This is a genomic window from Streptomyces sp. CB02261 (genome assembly GCF_001905665.1).
Taxonomy (GTDB): Bacteria; Actinomycetota; Actinomycetes; order Streptomycetales; family Streptomycetaceae; genus Streptomyces.
Genome location: NZ_LIVX01000002.1, coordinates 749,337 through 764,580, shown reverse-complemented (window position 1 = coordinate 764,580; position 15,244 = coordinate 749,337). Strand labels below are relative to the sequence as shown.

18 protein-coding genes and 4 tRNA genes are annotated in these 15,244 nt (G+C 70.6%); 14 read left to right on the top strand and 8 right to left on the bottom strand.

Annotated features, from left to right (window positions below):
• Positions 1 to 42 precede the first annotated feature (42 nt).
• From AMK29_RS09110 to AMK29_RS09095, 4 genes are all read right to left on the bottom strand, one after another.
• Positions 43 to 1,281 (bottom strand): APC family permease, encoded by a 1,239-nt coding sequence (locus tag AMK29_RS09110; RefSeq protein WP_073810281.1) that lies wholly within the window; start codon positions 1,279 to 1,281, stop codon positions 43 to 45.
• 10 nt (positions 1,282 to 1,291) lie between these two features.
• Complete coding sequence (locus AMK29_RS09105) at positions 1,292 to 1,957, bottom strand: alpha-ketoglutarate-dependent dioxygenase AlkB family protein (protein WP_073810278.1); 666 nt, start codon at positions 1,955 to 1,957, stop codon at positions 1,292 to 1,294.
• Positions 1,954 to 2,451 carry a methylated-DNA--[protein]-cysteine S-methyltransferase gene (locus tag AMK29_RS09100; protein ID WP_073810276.1) on the bottom strand — a complete coding sequence of 166 codons (498 nt, stop codon included), beginning with the start codon at positions 2,449 to 2,451 and terminating at the stop codon, positions 1,954 to 1,956. The genes AMK29_RS09105 and AMK29_RS09100 overlap by 4 nt, the downstream gene beginning before the upstream one ends.
• Before the next feature lie 95 nt (positions 2,452 to 2,546).
• The gene (locus AMK29_RS09095; protein ID WP_073810273.1) at positions 2,547 to 3,038 is read right to left on the bottom strand and encodes a YajQ family cyclic di-GMP-binding protein; all 492 of its coding nucleotides are present in this window, start codon (positions 3,036 to 3,038) and stop codon (positions 2,547 to 2,549) included.
• A gap of 171 nt (positions 3,039 to 3,209) precedes the next feature.
• On the opposite strand from AMK29_RS09095, the gene AMK29_RS09090 reads away from it, so the two are divergent.
• Positions 3,210 to 3,291, top strand: a tRNA-Tyr gene (locus AMK29_RS09090).
• A gap of 69 nt (positions 3,292 to 3,360) precedes the next feature.
• Here AMK29_RS09090 and AMK29_RS09085 read toward each other — a convergent pair.
• Both AMK29_RS09085 and AMK29_RS09080 read right to left on the bottom strand, forming a co-directional pair.
• A complete protein-coding gene (locus AMK29_RS09085) occupies positions 3,361 to 4,017 on the bottom strand; it encodes an NAD(P)H-binding protein (RefSeq protein ID WP_073810271.1) in 657 nt (218 codons plus the stop codon).
• A 2-nt stretch (positions 4,018 to 4,019) separates the two neighbouring features.
• A complete protein-coding gene (locus AMK29_RS09080; protein ID WP_073810268.1) occupies positions 4,020 to 5,300 on the bottom strand; it encodes an amidohydrolase family protein in 1,281 nt (426 codons plus the stop codon).
• Between the two features lie 207 nt (positions 5,301 to 5,507).
• Between AMK29_RS09080 and AMK29_RS09075 the strand changes: the two genes are divergently transcribed.
• From AMK29_RS09075 to AMK29_RS09050, 6 genes are all read left to right on the top strand, one after another.
• A tRNA-Thr gene (locus AMK29_RS09075) sits at positions 5,508 to 5,580 on the top strand.
• A 44-nt stretch (positions 5,581 to 5,624) separates the two neighbouring features.
• Positions 5,625 to 5,697: transfer RNA gene (locus tag AMK29_RS09070), tRNA-Met, on the top strand.
• A gap of 88 nt (positions 5,698 to 5,785) precedes the next feature.
• On the top strand, positions 5,786 to 5,950 hold the full coding sequence (gene rpmG, locus AMK29_RS09065; RefSeq protein WP_003956487.1) for a 50S ribosomal protein L33: 165 nt from the start codon (positions 5,786 to 5,788) through the stop codon (positions 5,948 to 5,950).
• 82 nt (positions 5,951 to 6,032) lie between these two features.
• A complete protein-coding gene (locus AMK29_RS09060; RefSeq protein ID WP_073810265.1) occupies positions 6,033 to 6,485 on the top strand; it encodes a MaoC family dehydratase N-terminal domain-containing protein in 453 nt (150 codons plus the stop codon).
• A 2-nt stretch (positions 6,486 to 6,487) separates the two neighbouring features.
• A complete protein-coding gene (locus AMK29_RS09055) occupies positions 6,488 to 6,916 on the top strand; it encodes a MaoC family dehydratase (RefSeq protein WP_073810264.1) in 429 nt (142 codons plus the stop codon).
• 19 nt (positions 6,917 to 6,935) lie between these two features.
• The gene (locus tag AMK29_RS09050) at positions 6,936 to 8,033 is read left to right on the top strand and encodes a UDP-N-acetylmuramate dehydrogenase (RefSeq protein ID WP_443334055.1); all 1,098 of its coding nucleotides are present in this window, start codon (positions 6,936 to 6,938) and stop codon (positions 8,031 to 8,033) included.
• A gap of 32 nt (positions 8,034 to 8,065) precedes the next feature.
• Here the strand turns inward: AMK29_RS09050 and AMK29_RS09045 are convergent, their stop codons facing one another.
• Together AMK29_RS09045 and AMK29_RS09040 are read right to left on the bottom strand one after the other, a co-directional pair.
• Positions 8,066 to 9,088: an adenosine deaminase gene (locus tag AMK29_RS09045; protein WP_198942199.1), complete on the bottom strand. Its 1,023-nt coding sequence runs from the start codon at positions 9,086 to 9,088 to the stop codon at positions 8,066 to 8,068.
• Between the two features lie 128 nt (positions 9,089 to 9,216).
• The gene (locus AMK29_RS09040; protein ID WP_073810259.1) at positions 9,217 to 10,443 is read right to left on the bottom strand and encodes a pyridoxal phosphate-dependent aminotransferase; all 1,227 of its coding nucleotides are present in this window, start codon (positions 10,441 to 10,443) and stop codon (positions 9,217 to 9,219) included.
• Positions 10,444 to 10,649: 206 nt separating this feature from the next.
• Between AMK29_RS09040 and AMK29_RS09035 the strand changes: the two genes are divergently transcribed.
• The 7 genes from AMK29_RS09035 to rplL all read left to right on the top strand — a co-directional run bounded on the left by AMK29_RS09035 (position 10,650) and on the right by rplL (position 14,822).
• Positions 10,650 to 10,722: transfer RNA gene (locus AMK29_RS09035), tRNA-Trp, on the top strand.
• A 103-nt stretch (positions 10,723 to 10,825) separates the two neighbouring features.
• Positions 10,826 to 11,107 (top strand): preprotein translocase subunit SecE, encoded by a 282-nt coding sequence (gene secE, locus AMK29_RS09030; protein ID WP_055599927.1) that lies wholly within the window; start codon positions 10,826 to 10,828, stop codon positions 11,105 to 11,107.
• Positions 11,108 to 11,151: 44 nt separating this feature from the next.
• Entirely contained in the window at positions 11,152 to 12,045 is an 894-nt protein-coding gene (nusG, locus tag AMK29_RS09025; protein ID WP_073810256.1) for a transcription termination/antitermination protein NusG, read from the top strand.
• A gap of 158 nt (positions 12,046 to 12,203) precedes the next feature.
• Positions 12,204 to 12,638 carry a 50S ribosomal protein L11 gene (gene rplK / locus AMK29_RS09020; RefSeq protein WP_030318720.1) on the top strand — a complete coding sequence of 145 codons (435 nt, stop codon included), beginning with the start codon at positions 12,204 to 12,206 and terminating at the stop codon, positions 12,636 to 12,638.
• 78 nt (positions 12,639 to 12,716) lie between these two features.
• A complete protein-coding gene (gene rplA / locus AMK29_RS09015; protein WP_073810254.1) occupies positions 12,717 to 13,445 on the top strand; it encodes a 50S ribosomal protein L1 in 729 nt (242 codons plus the stop codon).
• A gap of 352 nt (positions 13,446 to 13,797) precedes the next feature.
• A complete protein-coding gene (gene rplJ / locus AMK29_RS09010; RefSeq protein ID WP_053646191.1) occupies positions 13,798 to 14,328 on the top strand; it encodes a 50S ribosomal protein L10 in 531 nt (176 codons plus the stop codon).
• 110 nt (positions 14,329 to 14,438) lie between these two features.
• Positions 14,439 to 14,822, top strand: coding sequence for a 50S ribosomal protein L7/L12 (rplL, locus tag AMK29_RS09005; protein ID WP_073810251.1), 384 nt, complete (start codon positions 14,439 to 14,441; stop codon positions 14,820 to 14,822).
• Positions 14,823 to 15,244: the final 422 nt, after the last annotated feature.

Genomic DNA, 15,244 nt, shown 5'->3' with positions numbered 1-15,244 from the left:
CGGACCGGGGGACACGTCGTGCGCGGCCCGCGGGCCCGGCCCTCAGGTCCGCGGGGGCACGGGCCGCCCCCGGCTGACGGCCCAGGCCACCACCCCGGCCGCGACGACCCCCGAACCCGCCAGGACCGACCCGAGCGGCAGCGCGAACGCGAGCGCCCCGCACCCGGCCAGACCGAGCGCGGCCAGCGGCCGGCTCCGCCCGCCCAGGGTCCAGGCGGAGGCGTTCGCGATCCCGTAGTAGACGAGCACCCCGAACGACGAGAAGCCGATCGCGGCCCGCACGTCCGCCGTCGCCGCCACCAGGGCCACCACGGCGCCCACCGCCAGCTCCGCCCGGTGCGGCACCTGGAAGCGGGGATGCACGGCGGCCAGCACGGCCGGCAGGTACCCGTCCCGCGCCATCGCGAGCGTCGTGCGGGACACCCCGAGGATCAGCGACAGCAGCGAGCCGAGCGCCGCGACCGCCGCGCCCACGGTCACCACCGGCACCAGCCAGGCGGCGCCCGCCGCGCGGGCCGCGTCCGCGAGCGGGACGGGGGAGTCCGCGAGGGCCGCGGGACCGAGGACGGCGAGCACGCTCACCGCCACGAGCACGTACACGGCGAGGGTGATCCCGAGGGCCGTCGGCACCGCGCGGGGGATCGTCCGCGCCGGGTCGCGGACCTCCTCCCCGAGCGTGGCGATCCGCGCGTACCCCGCGAATGCGAAGAAGAGCAAACCCGCGGCCTGGAGCACCCCACCCGCCGTGAGCTCCTCGCCGACCGTGGCCGGCGCCGTCCCGCCGGCCCCGAGGGACACCGCGCAGACGGCGGCGAGCACGGCGAGGACCAGGGCCACGATCACCCGCGTCAGCAGCGCCGACTTCTGAACTCCCCCGTAGTTGACGGCCGTCAGGGCCACCACGGCGGCCACCGCCACCACGTGCGCGTGCCCCGGCCACACGTACACCCCGACCGTCAGGGCCATCGCCGCGCACGAGGCCGTCTTGCCCACCACGAAGGCCCAGCCGGCCAGATAGCCCCAGAACGATCCGAGGCATTCGCGACCGTACACATAGGTGCCGCCCGAGCGGGGGTGGCGGGCCGCGAGCCGGGCCGAGGCCATGGCGTTGCAGTACGCGACGACGGCGGCGATCCCGAGCGCCCCGAGCAGCCCGCCCCCCGACCCGGCCGCCCCGGCGGCGGGCCCGAGGGCGACGAAGATCCCGGCCCCCACCATGGCGCCGAGCCCGATCACGACCGCGTCGAAGAGGCCGAGGGAGCGGCGCAGTTCCGGTGTCATGCGCCGCAGCCTAAAGCGTGTTCCGCGACACGCCCCCAGGGGGCGTCCCGCCGCCCTGCAGTCCGGTCTCCCGGAGCGTGATGTTGAGCCGGCCGGTGAGGCCGAGCGCCGGCTCGCCCGTCCCCGGGTACACCTTGGGCACCCCGTGATGGACCCACCGCGAGGCCCCACCGAAGACGAAGAGGTCACCGGAGGCCAGCTCGACGTCCTGATACGGCCGGCCCCGGCCCTCCTCGTTCCCGAAGCGGAACACGCACCGGTCGCCGAGGCTCAGCGACACCACCGGCGCGTCCGCGCGCTCCTCCCGGTCCTGGTGCATGCCCATCCGCGCCCCCGGCGCGTAGAAGTTCACCAGCGCGGTGTCGGGGGTGAAACCGCCCGCGTCGCCGTACGCCTCGACGAGCGCCTCCCGGCCCAGGGCGACGAGCCAGTCCGGCAGTTCGACGCCCACCGTGTCGAGATAGCGGTACGGCACCCACTGCCGGCCCAGGCACAGAGACCGCACCGACATGACACCCCCGCCGGGCAGCACGGTGTGCCGGTACGGCACCGCGCGCCCCCACTCCCGGCAGGCGTCCACCAGCTCCCGCTGCCGCGCGAACGGCAGCCACGCGGGCACGTGCACGGCGCCGGGCGCGACGACGGCCCGCTCACGGGGGAAGAGCCCCTCGGTCACACGGAGGCCCCTTCGAGGGCGAGGAGCCGTTCCTTCCGCTCCAGCCCGGCGGCGTAGCCGCGCAGGCTCCCGTCGGCGCCGATCACCCGGTGGCAGGGCCGCACCAGGAGCAGCGGATTGCGCCCGATCGCCGTTCCCACGGCCCTGACCCCGGCGCCGGGGGAGCCGACCCGCCGGGCGATCTCCCCGTACGAGACGGTGGTGCCGTACGGGATCTCGTCCAGGGCCGCCCAGACGCGCCGCTGGAACAGGGTCCCGGCGTCGCCCGCCAGCGGCAGGTCGAACCGGTCCCGGCGCCCGGCGAAGTACTCGCCCAGCTGCTCGGCGGCCGCGCCGAACGCCTCGGGCGCGAGCGTCCAGCCGTCCCGGACCGCGACGGCGCCCTTCTGCCCCGGCAGGGACAGCGAGCGCAGCACGGCACGGCCCCCTCCGGCGAGCTGCCCGACCAGCAGCATCTCGCCCAGGGGGCCGTCGACGTACGCGTACACGGTCATGGCTCGTTCCTCTCCCCGCACGGGTCTTCCACGTCCAGTGTGCGGGGCCCGCCGACCCTCGGGCTGGCGGGATTCGGACACGAGCCTCACCGAGGTCAGCGGTAGTTCACGAACTGGATCGCGAAGTCGAAGTCCTTGCCCTTGAGCAGCGCCTGCACGGCCTGCAGGTCGTCCCGGCTCTTCGAGCTGACGCGCAGCTCGTCGCCCTGCACCTGCGCCTTGACGCCCTTGGGACCCTCGTCCCGGATGGTCTTCGCGACCTTCTTGGCGTTCTCCTGCGAGATGCCCTCGGTGACCGACGCGAAGAGCTTGTACTCCTTGCCGGACAGCTGCGGCTCACCCTCGACGTCCAGCGACTTCAGCGAGATCCCGCGCTTGATCAGCTTCGTCTGGAAGATGTCGAGGATCGCCAGGACGCGCTCCTCGCCGTTCGCCTGCATCAGGATCTTCTCGCCGGACCAGGAGATCGAGGCGTTGGTTCCCTTGAAGTCGTAGCGCTGGGAGATCTCCTTCACGGCCTGGTTGAGGGCGTTGTCGACCTCCTGCCGCTCGACCTTGGAGACGATGTCGAAACTGGAGTCGGCCATGACTCGTGGCTCCTTGCTCGGATGCTGTGGGGTACAGCCCAAAGCCTAGGGGGTGTGCCACGGCCCGAACCGCTGATCAATCCGGTGGCGAACCACCCCCGGGGATCAGGTATTGTTTACGTCGTTGCCACGGAACACCGCCGAAAAGCGGCTCCACGGCAGCGATCTCATGGCGATGTGCCCGAGTGGCCAATGGGAGCGGACTGTAAATCCGTCGGCTTAGCCTACCCAGGTTCGAATCCTGGCGTCGCCACGCGATACGGGAGGTCCCCGGTGCTTGCACCGGGGACCTTCCTTCGTTTCCGGGAGTGGCGCCCGCCCGTCAGTTTCCGGCCACGTCCTTCACGGCGACCGCGAGCGGGGTCGAGCCCGAGACCAGTTCCAGGGTCAGACCGGCCGTCGCCGGGGTGTCCAGGAGTTCGACGATCGTCGCCGCCACGTCGTCGCGGGGGACCGGGCCGCGGCCCGTGCGGGCCTCCAAGCGGACCAGGCCGGTGCCCGCGTCGTCCGTGAGGCTGCCGGGGCGCAGGATCGTCCAGTCCAGGGCCGTACGGGACCGGACCTCGTCGTCGGCCGCGCCCTTGGCGCGCAGGTAGGCGTCGAAGACCCCGTCACCCGCGTGCGTGGCGTCCGCGCCCATCGACGAGACGACGATGTACCGGCGTACGCCCGCCCGTTCCGCCGCGTCCGCGAAGAGCACCGCCGCCGCGCGGTCCACCGTGTCCTTGCGGTCCGCGCCGCTGCCCGGCCCCGCGCCCGCCGCGAAGACGGCCGCGTCGGCGCCCTGCAGGACCGCGGCGACCATCTCCACCGACGCCGACTCCAGGTCCAGGACGACGGGCTCGGCCCCCGCGTCCCTCAGGTCCCCGGCCTGTTCCGGTCTGCGGATGATCCCCGCGACCTCGTGCCCGCCCGCCGAGAGCAGCCTCTCCAGGCGCAGGGCGATCTGTCCGTGTCCTCCAGCGATGACGATGCGCATACTCACGACCGTACGACGGGACCGGCCGGAGGGCTTCCCGGCTCGGGCGGACGCTCCGGACGCGCCTGCCGCGGCAGATCGAGCGCCGCCGCGGAGTCGCAGTACTCCCGCACCGCGCTGGTCCGCGCCACCACCCGCCCGCGGTGCACCACGATCCGGCTGTACGCGAGGGACAGCACGCCCGCCAGGCGCTCGCCCCGCACCGCGAGCAGCTCCGCCGGGAAGCCCGCCTCCACCCGCACCTCCGGCAGGCCCATGACGTCCCGCGCCCCCGCGCTCACCGCCGCGTACGCCTCCTCGGCCGGCAGCCCGCCGAGCGAGGCCAGCAGGTACGCCGCCTCCAGCGGATCCCCCCGCCCCACCGGGTTGGACACGTCCCGCAGCGCTCCGCCGCCCGCCGCGAGCCGCACCCCGGCCGCCCGCAGCAGCCGTACGGGCGCCGCCGCGCGCCGCTCCGTACCGCCGCAGCCGCCCTGCGGCAGGCACACCACCGTCACCCCGGCCGCCGCCAGCTGGTCCGCAGCCCGCCGCGCCGCGTCGGCGGGGAGCCCGTCGAGCCCCGCGCACGGGCCGATCGTCACCCCGGGCCGCAGCCCCCCGGCCATCGCCGCGAGCCGGGCCAGCCGGGCCGGGTCGTCCCCGTCGGTGTGCAGGTCCACCGGGACGCCGTGCTCGGCCGCGACCTCCAGGACCGCCTCCACGTAGCCGGCCGGGTCCGGGTCGAGGTCCGGGCAGCCGCCGACCACCCCGGCGCCCATCTTCACCGCGTCCCGCAGCATCGCCAGGCCGTCCGCGCCCGCCACCCCGGTGAGCAGCCGCGGCACGGCCACGGCGGTGAGGTCGGCGAGGCCGCGCAGCGAGCGCCGGGCCTGGAGGACGGCTTCGAGCGGCCCGAGCCCCTGCACGTCACCGATGCGCACGTGCGCGCGGAGCGCGGTCGCGCCGTGGCCGAGCTGGAGCAGGGCGGCCTCGGTGGCGCGGCGCTGGACGTCCTCGGGCGCGTACGAGACGGGGCCGGGGGAGTCGGCGGAGAGCGCCGTGTCGGCGTGGGCGTGGGGCTCGGCGGCGGCAGGCAGCAGCAGATAGCCGGTCAGGTCCACGCGCGCGCCCACGGCGGTGAGGCTCCCGGCCGTGCCGACGGCCTCGATGCGGCCGCCGACGAGCCGGACGTCCACGGTCCGGCCGTCGGTGAGCCGGGCGTGGGAGAGCAGGAGCGAGGTCGAGTCGGCGGTGGTGGCGGCCCCGTCCTCGGGCGGCTGGGGCTGCTTGCTTTCGGCTGACATCGGGGCTCCTCAAGGCTCCTCAAGATCAAGATCACGAAGCGTGGGGCCGAGCCTAGGGGCGCTCGCGGCGACCTTCGAGGAGGACCGCAATAGTCGTACCGATGAGGCCACGAGTGGCGTACGTGACACCTGGTGGGGGCCGTCGCGCGGGCACCGCGAAACGGATTTGGGTGATGGGCCGGAGACCGTGTAATGTCTTCCTCGCTCGCCCCAATAGCTCAGTCGGTAGAGCGTCTCCATGGTAAGGAGAAGGTCTACGGTTCGATTCCGTATTGGGGCTCTGGTGAGAAGGAACCCGTCTTCGGACGGGATCCGGATCATCAAAGCGGTGTAGCTCAGTCGGTAGAGCAAGCGGCTCATAATCGCTGTGTCACCGGTTCAAGTCCGGTCACCGCTACACACGGTAGCCGATTGTGGGGTCGGTCCTTCGATCGGCTACTCTTTTATGCGTTCATCCGTCCATCGTCCGTCCAAGGAGCACTCACGTGGCTGCCACCGACGTCCGCCCGAAGATCACGCTGGCCTGCGTGGAGTGCAAGGAGCGGAACTACATCACCAAGAAGAACCGGCGTAACAACCCGGACCGTCTTGAGATGAAGAAGCACTGCCCTCGCTGCAACTCGCACACCGCGCACCGCGAGACGCGTTAATCAGGCTCGTACACGAGGCCGTCCCCACTCGGGGGCGGCCTCGTGTCGTTTGTCGGCAACAGATCCAGGAGGTATCGAGTCCATGGCGCTCGACCAGTCCTTCGTGGGCCGGACCTATCCGCCCACCCCGCCCTACGAGGTCGGCCGCGAGAAGATCCGCGAATTCGCCGAGGCCATCGGCGACGCCAATCCCGCGTACACCGACACCGAGGCGGCCAAGGCGCTGGGTCACCCCGATGTGATCGCCCCGCCCACCTTCGTGTTCGCCATCACGTTCAAGGCGGCCGGCGCGGTCATCGAGGACCCCCAGCTGGGCCTCGACTACAGCCGGGTCGTCCACGGCGACCAGAAGTTCGCCTACACCCGGCCCGTACGCGCCGGGGACCGGCTTGCGGTCACCTCCACCATCGAGGCGATCAAGTCCCTCGCCGGCAACGACATCCTGGACATCCGCGGCGAGGTCCACGACGCCTCCGGCGAGCACGTCGTCACCGCCTGGACGAAGCTCGTCTCCCGCGCACCCGAGGGGGCCTGACCATGACCGCGAAGATCAGCTACGACGAGGTCGAGGTCGGCACCGAGCTGCCCGCGCAGAGCTTCCCCGTGACGCGCGCCACGCTCGTCCGGTACGCCGGCGCCTCGGGGGACTTCAACCCCATCCACTGGAACGAGAAGTTCGCGGTGGAGGTCGGCCTCCCCGACGTCATCGCCCACGGCATGTTCACCATGGCCGAGGCGATCCGGGTCGTGACCGACTGGGCCGGCGACCCCGCCGCCGTCGTCGAGTACGGCGTCCGCTTCACCAAGCCGGTCGTCGTCCCCAACGACGACACGGGCGCCCTCGTGGAGGTCAGCGCCAAGGTCGCCGCGAAGCTGGACGACCAGCGGGTGCGGGTGGACCTCACCGCGACCTCCGCCGGCCAGAAGGTGCTGGGCATGAGCCGCGCCGTGGTCCGCCTCGCCTGACTCCGACGTCGGTCCACGCGTGGAACACCCCGCTCCACGCGTGGACCGTACTCTTGAGCCCGTGCAGCTTCTTCACGACGCCCCCCTCGCCCCCCTGACCACCTTCCGGCTCGGCGGCCCCGCCGCCCGGCTCGTCACGGCCACCACCGACGACGAGGTCGTCGCCGCGGTCCGCGAGGCCGACGCCTCCGGGACACCGCTCCTCATCATCGGCGGCGGCTCCAACCTGGTCATCGGGGACAAGGGCTTCGACGGCACCGCGCTGCGCGTCGCCACCACCGGCTTCTCCCTCGACGGGACCCGGCTGGAGCTCGCCGCGGGCGAGGTCTGGACCGACGCCGTGGCCCGCACCGTCGAGGCCGGGCTCGCCGGGATCGAGTGCCTCGCAGGCATCCCCGGCTCCGCCGGCGCGACCCCGATCCAGAACGTCGGCGCCTACGGGCAGGACGTCTCCGCCACCGTCACCGAGGTCGTCGCCTACGACCGGCGCGCCGAGGAGACGGTCACCCTCACCAACGCCGAGTGCGCCTTCTCGTACCGCCACAGCCTCTTCAAGGAACACCCCGAGCGGTACGTGGTGCTGCGGGTCCGCTTCGCTCTCGAGGACGCCGACGGCCTGTCCGCGCCCGTCAAGTACCCGGAGACCGCCCGCGCCCTCGGCGTCGAGGCGGGGGACCGGGTGCCGCTCGTGCAGGCCCGCGAGACTGTCCTGCGGCTGCGCGCCGGCAAGGGCATGGTCCTGGACCCCGAGGACCACGACACCTGGTCCGCCGGGTCGTTCTTCACCAACCCGATCCTCACGGACGAGGAGTACGCCGTCTTCCGCGCACGCGTGGCCGAGCGGCTCGGCGCGGACGTCACCCCGCCGGCCTTCCCCGCGGGCGACGGGCGCACCAAGACCTCCGCCGCCTGGCTGATCGACAGGGCCGGGTTCACCAAGGGGTACGGCTCCGGGCCGGCGCGGATCTCCACCAAGCACACGCTCGCCCTCACCAACCGGGGCGAGGCGACCACCGAGGACCTGCTCGCGCTCGCCCGCGAGGTCGTGGCCGGGGTCCGGGACGCCTTCGGGATCACCCTGGTGAACGAGCCGGTGACCGTGGGCGTCGCGCTCTAGTACGCCCCCCCCGGCCCCCGCCGCCCCGAGGGTCAGTCGGCGATCCAGTCGTCGATCCCCGCGAGCAGCTTCGTCCGCACGCCCTCGGGGGCCGCCGAGCCCCGCACCGACTGCCGTGCCAGCTCCGCCAGCTCCGCGTCCGTGAACCCGTGGTGCCGGCGAGCGATCTCGTACTGCTCCGCCAGCCGCGCGCCGAAGAGCAGCGGGTCGTCCGCGCCCAGCGCCATCGGCACCCCCGCGTCGAAGAGGGTCCGCAGCGGTACGTCCTCGTGCTTCTCGTACACCCCGAGCGCCACGTTGGACGCCGGGCAGACCTCACAGGTCACGCCCCGCTCCGCGAGCTTGCGCAGCAGCCGGGGGTCCTCAGCCGACCGCACCCCGTGCCCGACCCGGGTCGCCCGCAGATCGTCCAGGCAGTCGCGTACGGACGCGGGGCCCGTCAGCTCGCCGCCGTGCGGGGCCGCGAGGAGACCGCCGTCCCGCGCGATGGCGAAGGCCCGGTCGAAGTCCCGGGCCATGCCCCGCCGCTCGTCGTTGGAGAGCCCGAAGCCCACCACGCCCCGGTCCGCGAACCGCACCGCGAGCCGGGCCAGCGTCCGCGCCTCCAGGGGGTGCTTCATCCGGTTCGCCGCGACGAGCACCCGCATCCCGAGCCCGGTCTCCCGCGAGGCCGCGTCGACCGCGTCGAGGATGACCTCCAGGGCCGGGATGAGCCCGCCGAGGTGCGGCGCGTACGAGGTGGGGTCGACCTGGATCTCCAGCCACCCCGAACCGTCCCTGACGTCCTCCTCGGCCGCCTCGCGCACCAGCCGCTGGATGTCCTCGGGCGCCCGCAGACAGGAACGGGCGATGTCGTAGAGCCGCTGGAAGCGGAACCAGCCGCGCTCGTCGGTCGCCCGCAGCTTGGGAGGCGTACCGCTGCTCAGCGCGTCGGGAAGGTGGACGCCGTACTTGTCGGCCAGCTCGATGAGCGTCGTGGGCCGCATCGATCCCGTGAAGTGCAGATGCAGATGGGCCTTGGGAAGCAGGCTGATGTCGCGGTGTTCGTGCTCCATCGATCGATCCTGCCGCACCCGAACGGAGCAGAACACCCCGTTTCCCCGATCGGGACCTTGCTAGAACGCAAAAACGGGCCCCGGTTCCGAAGAACCGGGGCCCGCGGTTACCGAATGCGGCGACTGGCTCAGTCGGTGGCCTCGGCGAGGAGCTTCTGCATGCGCGAGACGCCCTCCACCAGGTCCTCGTCGCCCAGCGCGTACGACAGACGCAGGTAGCCCGGCGTGCCGAAGGCCTCGCCCGGGACGACCGCGACCTCGGCCTCGTCCAGGATCAGGGCCGCGAGCTCGACCGAGGTCTGCGGGCGCTTGCCGCGGATCTCCTTGCCGAGCAGCGCCTTCACCGAGGGGTACACGTAGAACGCGCCCTCCGGAGTCGGGCACAGCACGCCCTCGATCTCGTTGAGCATCCGCACGATCGTCTGACGGCGCCGGTCGAAGGCGCGGCCCATCTCGGCGACCGCGTCCAGGTTGCCCGACACGGCGGCGAGCGCGGCCATCTGCGCCACGTTGCTCACGTTCGAGGTGGCGTGCGACTGCAGGTTGGTCGCGGCCTTCACCACGTCCTTCGGGCCGATGATCCACCCCACGCGCCAGCCGGTCATCGCGTACGTCTTGGCGACGCCGTTGACGACGATGCACTTGTCGCGCAGCTCCGGCATCACCGACGGCAGCGAGACCGCGGACGCGTCGCCGTACACCAGGTGCTCGTAGATCTCGTCCGTCAGCACCCACAGACCGTGCTCGACGGCCCAGCGGCCGATCGCCTCGGTCTCGGCCTCGCTGTAGACGGCGCCGGTCGGGTTCGACGGGGAGACGAAGAGGACGACCTTGGTCCGCTCCGTGCGGGCGGCCTCCAGCTGCTCCACCGAGACCCGGTAGCCGGTGGTCTCGTCGGCCACGACCTCCACCGGGACACCGCCGGCGAGGCGGATCGACTCGGGGTAGGTCGTCCAGTACGGCGCCGGGACGATGACCTCGTCGCCCGGGTCGAGGATCGCGGCGAAGGCCTCGTAGATCGCCTGCTTGCCGCCGTTGGTCACCAGGACCTGGGAGGCGTCGACCTCGTAGCCGGAGTCACGCAGGGTCTTGGCGGCGATGGCGGCCTTCAGCTCGGGCAGTCCGCCGGCGGGGGTGTAGCGGTGGAACTTCGGGTTCTTGCAGGCCTCGACGGCCGCGTCGACGATGTAGTCCGGGGTCGGGAAGTCGGGCTCACCCGCGCCGAAACCGATCACCGGGCGCCCGGCGGCCTTGAGAGCCTTGGCCTTGGCGTCGACGGCGAGGGTGGCGGACTCGGAGATCGCACCGATCCGGGCGGAGACCCGACGCTCGGTGGGAGGGGTAGCAGCGCTCATACGGCCCATCGTCCCAGACCGCTTCAGGGCCCGACACACAGGTTTCACGGACCGGACAGGAACGGTCATTCCCGGTCGTACGCGCGTCCGACGGCAGGTCGCTCGTGGTTTCTGTTCGACGCGGGGGCCTCTGACCACGTATGCTCACTGCTCGTTGGCCCGCACCGACCACATCTCACGATGCGGTAGGTTGGGGACACCAACAAAGGGTCGTAGCTCAATTGGTAGAGCACCGGTCTCCAAAACCGGCGGTTGGGGGTTCAAGTCCCTCCGGCCCTGCTACACACACCGCCAGGTGTTGTGCGCATGTACGTACTTCATTGCACCGCCGTGCGGCTCCACCCGGGCGCGGCACGGCCGACCCGGAATCAGGTGAGAGATCGTGACGGACGCCGTAGGCTCCATCGACATGCCTGATGCCGATGACGAGGCCGAGAAGAAGAAGTCCCGCAAGGGTGGCAAGCGCGGAAAGAAGGGCCCCCTGGGCCGTCTCGCGCTCTTCTACCGCCAGATCGTCGCCGAGCTCCGCAAGGTCGTCTGGCCCACGCGCAGCCAGCTTTCGACGTACACCACTGTGGTGATCATCTTCGTCGTCATCATGATCGGCCTTGTCACCGTGATTGACTATGGCTTCCAGGAAGCAGTCAAGTACGTCTTCGGCTGACTTTTTGTTCCACCCCATCTGTATCGCAGGAAGAAGCAGCCACCGTGTCTGACGCGAACCTGAACGACGCCTTCGAGTCCGAGTCCGTCGAGGACGAGCTGGACATCGTCGAGGCCGCCGACGAGGACCAGGCCGACGCTGCTGACGACGCTGCCGGCGAGGCCGCCGAGGAAGCCGCTCTCCACGTCGAGGACGAGGACGAGCAGGAGACCGACGAGGACGTCGACGCCGCCGAGGGTGACGAGGACGAGACCGTCGAGACCGCCGAGGTCGAGGCCGCCGAGGAAGAGACCGACGAGGAGGCCGAGCCGGCCGCCCCGGTCGACCCGGTCGCCGCGCTCCGCGAGGAGCTGCGCACCCTCCCCGGCGAGTGGTACGTCATCCACACCTACGCGGGCTACGAGAAGCGCGTGAAGGCGAACCTGGAGCAGCGCGCCGTCTCGCTCAACGTCGAGGACTTCATCTACCAGGCCGAGGTCCCCGAGGAAGAGATCGTCCAGATCAAGGGCGGCGAGCGGAAGAACGTCAAGCAGAACAAGCTTCCCGGCTACGTGCTCGTCCGCATGGACCTGACGAACGAGTCCTGGGGCGTCGTCCGCAACACCCCCGGCGTCACCGGCTTCGTGGGCAACGCCTACGACCCGTACCCGCTGACCCTGGACGAGATCGTCAAGATGCTCGCCCCGGAGGCCGAGGAGAAGGCCGCCCGCGAGGCCGCCGAGGCCGAGGGCAAGCCGGCTCCGGCCCGCAAGCTGGAGGTCCAGGTGCTGGACTTCGAGGTCGGCGACTCGGTCACGGTCACGGACGGTCCCTTCGCGACCCTCCAGGCCACGATCAACGAGATCAACCCCGACTCGAAGAAGGTCAAGGGCCTCGTCGAGATCTTCGGTCGCGAGACCCCGGTCGAGCTCAGCTTCGACCAGATCCAGAAGAACTGATCTCATAGGTTTCCGACCAGGTCAGAGTGGCTCTCACAGCCGCTCTGACCTGCTCGGTTTTTAGCCGCGCGTCTATACCCGTTATCGTTGTGCGGTATGCCTCCATCCGGATGACCGGATGGCGGGCTGAACACTCTCACTAGGACCCGGAGAGAGCAATGCCTCCCAAGAAGAAGAAGGTCACGGGGCTTATCAAGCTCCAGATCAACGCCGGTGCGGCGAACCCGGCCCCGCCGGTCGGCCCCGCGCTCGGTCAGCACGGCGTCAACATCATGGAGTTCTGCAAGGCCTACAACGCCGCGACCGAGTCGCAGCGTGGCATGGTCGTGCCGGTGGAGATCACGGTCTACGAGGACCGTTCCTTCACCTTCATCACGAAGACTCCGCCGGCCGCCAAGCTGATCCTCAAGGCCGCGGGTGTGGACAAGGGCTCCGGCGAGCCGCACAAGACCAAGGTCGCCAAGCTCACGGCCGCCCAGGTCCGCGAGATCGCCACGGTCAAGCTCCCCGACCTGAACGCCAACGACCTGGACGCCGCGTCCAAGATCATCGCTGGCACCGCCCGCTCCATGGGCATCACGGTCGAGGGCTGATCAGCCCCCGTCTGACCACAGTGGTAGGGCCGGCGCGGCCCGCACCACGACTCCATACCTGAACCAACAGGAGAAGCAGTGAAGCGCAGCAAGGCTCTCCGCAGCGCGGACGCCAAGATCGACCGCGAGCGGAACTACGCTCCTCTCGAGGCCGTCCGTCTCGCGAAGGACACCGCCACCACGAAGTTCGACGGCACCGTCGAGGTCGCCTTCCGCCTGGGTGTCGACCCGCGCAAGGCCGACCAGATGGTCCGCGGCACCGTGAACCTCCCGCACGGCACCGGTAAGACCGCCCGGGTCCTGGTCTTCGCGACCGGTGACCGTGCCGAGGCCGCGATCGCCGCCGGCGCCGACATCGTCGGCTCCGACGAGCTCATCGACGAGATCTCCAAGGGCAACCGCCTGAACGAGTTCGACGCCGTGGTGGCCACCCCGGACCTCATGGGCAAGGTCGGCCGCCTCGGCCGCGTCCTCGGCCCGCGTGGTCTCATGCCGAACCCCAAGGTCGGCACCGTCACCCCCGATGTCGCGAAGGCTGTCAACGACATCAAGGGCGGCAAGATCGAGTTCCGCGTCGACAAGCACTCGAACCTGCACTTCATCATCGGCAAGGTCTCCTTCGACGAGACGAAGCTGGTCGAGAACTACGCCGCGGCGCTGGAGGAGATCCTCCGTCTGAAGCCGTCCGCCGCCAAGGGCCGCTACATCAAGAAGGCGACCCTCACGACGACGATGGGCCCCGGCATCCCGCTGGACTCCAACCGCACCCGCAACCTCCTCGTCGAGGAGGACCCGGCCGCGGTCTGAGCTCTCTGAGGCTCACTGAGTGGTCAGCCGGCCCCCACACCCTTCCCGGGTGTGGGGGCCGGCTTCTTCGGCTCAGGAGGGCGTCCGAGCCTCATGAGGGGCCGATTTGCCCCTGCCGACCCGGTCGCGTACTCTTTCGGAGAAGCCAAAGACCGCTGGTCGTTACTGCGCCCCCAGGGTGCGGTGGCCGAAGGATTCGCTGAGACGCGAACGACCCGCGCAGGTGATTGTGGATGAGTTCCCGGATCTTCGTGATGCGGTTGAGCTGAGCCCCGAGCGCCTGCGCCGGGGCGTTTTGTTTTGTCAGCCCCTTCTGAGCGGTCCTCATCACCCGGAAGGAGGCCGACGCTCTATGGCAAGGCCCGACAAGGCTGCCGCGGTAGCCGAGCTTGAGGACCAGTTCCGCAGCTCGAACGCCGCTGTGCTGACCGAGTACCGGGGTCTCACCGTCGCGCAGCTCAAGACGCTGCGTCGTTCGCTCGGTGAGAACGCCCAGTACGCCGTGGTGAAGAACACGCTGACCAAGATTGCGGCCAACCAGGCCGGGATCACCGCGCTGGACGAGCACTTCGCTGGTCCGACCGCGGTCGCCTTCATCACCGGTGACCCGGTGGAGTCGGCGAAGAGCCTGCGTGACTTCGCCAAGGAGAACCCGAATCTCATCATCAAGGGCGGTGTCCTTGATGGCAAGGCGCTCTCCGCCGATGAGATCAAGAAGCTCGCGGACCTCGAGTCCCGCGAGGTTCTGCTCAGCAAGCTGGCCGGCGCGTTCAAGGGCAAGCAGTCTCAGGCTGCCTCGCTCTTCCAGGCGCTGCCGTCGAAGTTCGTCCGCACCGCGGAGGCGCTTCGCGTCAAGCTCGCCGAGCAGGGCGGTGCCGAGTAATTCGGCTCGCGCACTGATCCGCGCCGCCTAGTGCGCGGGTCACAGCGGGCCGTTACGCCCGCCTCTACATACATCCGGCACCTGCCGAATTAGTGGAAGGATCGCCCATCATGGCGAAGCTCTCTCAGGACGACCTCCTCGCCCAGTTCGAGGAGATGACCCTCATCGAGCTCTCCGAGTTCGTGAAGGCCTTCGAGGACAAGTTCGACGTCACCGCCGCCGCGGCCGTCGCCGTTGCCGGCCCGGCGCAGGGTGGCGCCCCGGCCGAGGCCGAGGCCGAGCAGGACGAGTTCGACGTCATCCTCGAGGGTGCCGGCGACAAGAAGATCCAGGTCATCAAGGTCGTGCGCGAGCTCACCTCCCTGGGCCTCAAGGAGGCCAAGGACCTCGTCGACGGCACCCCGAAGCCGGTCCTCGAGAAGGTCGCGAAGGAGGCCGCCGAGAAGGCTGCCGAGTCCCTCAAGGCCGCCGGCGCCTCCGTCACGGTCAAGTAAGACCGTTTCGGCTCGCTGAGCTGACTCCTGCCCCCGTGTAACGCGGGAGCACCGAAAGGCGATCACCCTTGTGGGTGGTCGCCTTTCGGCGTTCCCCGGGAAGGGCGTGGCGGGGTCCTTGAGGGCCGCCGGAAGCGGAGTATGGTGATCTTCGCCGTGCGCCCCGCAGACCGGGGGGCCTTGACGAACCGCACGCAGCGCGCAATTCTCAGGACGCGTCGTCACAACGATCCGTATCCGAGGCATGGATCGACGACCGAACGGGCAGTATCGAGGTGCGCCGCACGGCGCGAGGTAGCGCGGAGTTGAGAGCAACGAGGGTCGCGAATTATTCGCCCTGGACATCAGTGAGCCACTTGGCTACACTGACCCTTTGCGCTGCCTGTTAGCTGCCCCCTGCCCGTCACCAGGGGCATACCTTC

What these genes read in the sequence shown, in the direction of transcription:
- AMK29_RS09110 (WP_073810281.1), bottom strand. Translation starts at nt 1,281, where the DNA reads ATGACACCGGAACTGCGCCGCTCCCTCGGCCTCTTCGACGCGGTCGTG.
- AMK29_RS09100 (WP_073810276.1), bottom strand. Translation starts at nt 2,451, where the DNA reads ATGACCGTGTACGCGTACGTCGACGGCCCCCTGGGCGAGATGCTGCTG.
- AMK29_RS09095 (WP_073810273.1), bottom strand. Translation starts at nt 3,038, where the DNA reads ATGGCCGACTCCAGTTTCGACATCGTCTCCAAGGTCGAGCGGCAGGAG.
- AMK29_RS09085 (WP_073810271.1), bottom strand. Translation starts at nt 4,017, where the DNA reads ATGCGCATCGTCATCGCTGGAGGACACGGACAGATCGCCCTGCGCCTG.
- AMK29_RS09080 (WP_073810268.1), bottom strand. Translation starts at nt 5,300, where the DNA reads ATGTCAGCCGAAAGCAAGCAGCCCCAGCCGCCCGAGGACGGGGCCGCC.
- AMK29_RS09060 (WP_073810265.1), top strand. Translation starts at nt 6,033, where the DNA reads ATGGCGCTCGACCAGTCCTTCGTGGGCCGGACCTATCCGCCCACCCCG.
- AMK29_RS09055 (WP_073810264.1), top strand. Translation starts at nt 6,488, where the DNA reads ATGACCGCGAAGATCAGCTACGACGAGGTCGAGGTCGGCACCGAGCTG.
- AMK29_RS09045 (WP_198942199.1), bottom strand. Translation starts at nt 9,088, where the DNA reads ATGGAGCACGAACACCGCGACATCAGCCTGCTTCCCAAGGCCCATCTG.
- AMK29_RS09040 (WP_073810259.1), bottom strand. Translation starts at nt 10,443, where the DNA reads ATGAGCGCTGCTACCCCTCCCACCGAGCGTCGGGTCTCCGCCCGGATC.
- rplK (WP_030318720.1), top strand. Translation starts at nt 12,204, where the DNA reads ATGCCTCCCAAGAAGAAGAAGGTCACGGGGCTTATCAAGCTCCAGATC.
- rplJ (WP_053646191.1), top strand. Translation starts at nt 13,798, where the DNA reads ATGGCAAGGCCCGACAAGGCTGCCGCGGTAGCCGAGCTTGAGGACCAG.
- rplL (WP_073810251.1), top strand. Translation starts at nt 14,439, where the DNA reads ATGGCGAAGCTCTCTCAGGACGACCTCCTCGCCCAGTTCGAGGAGATG.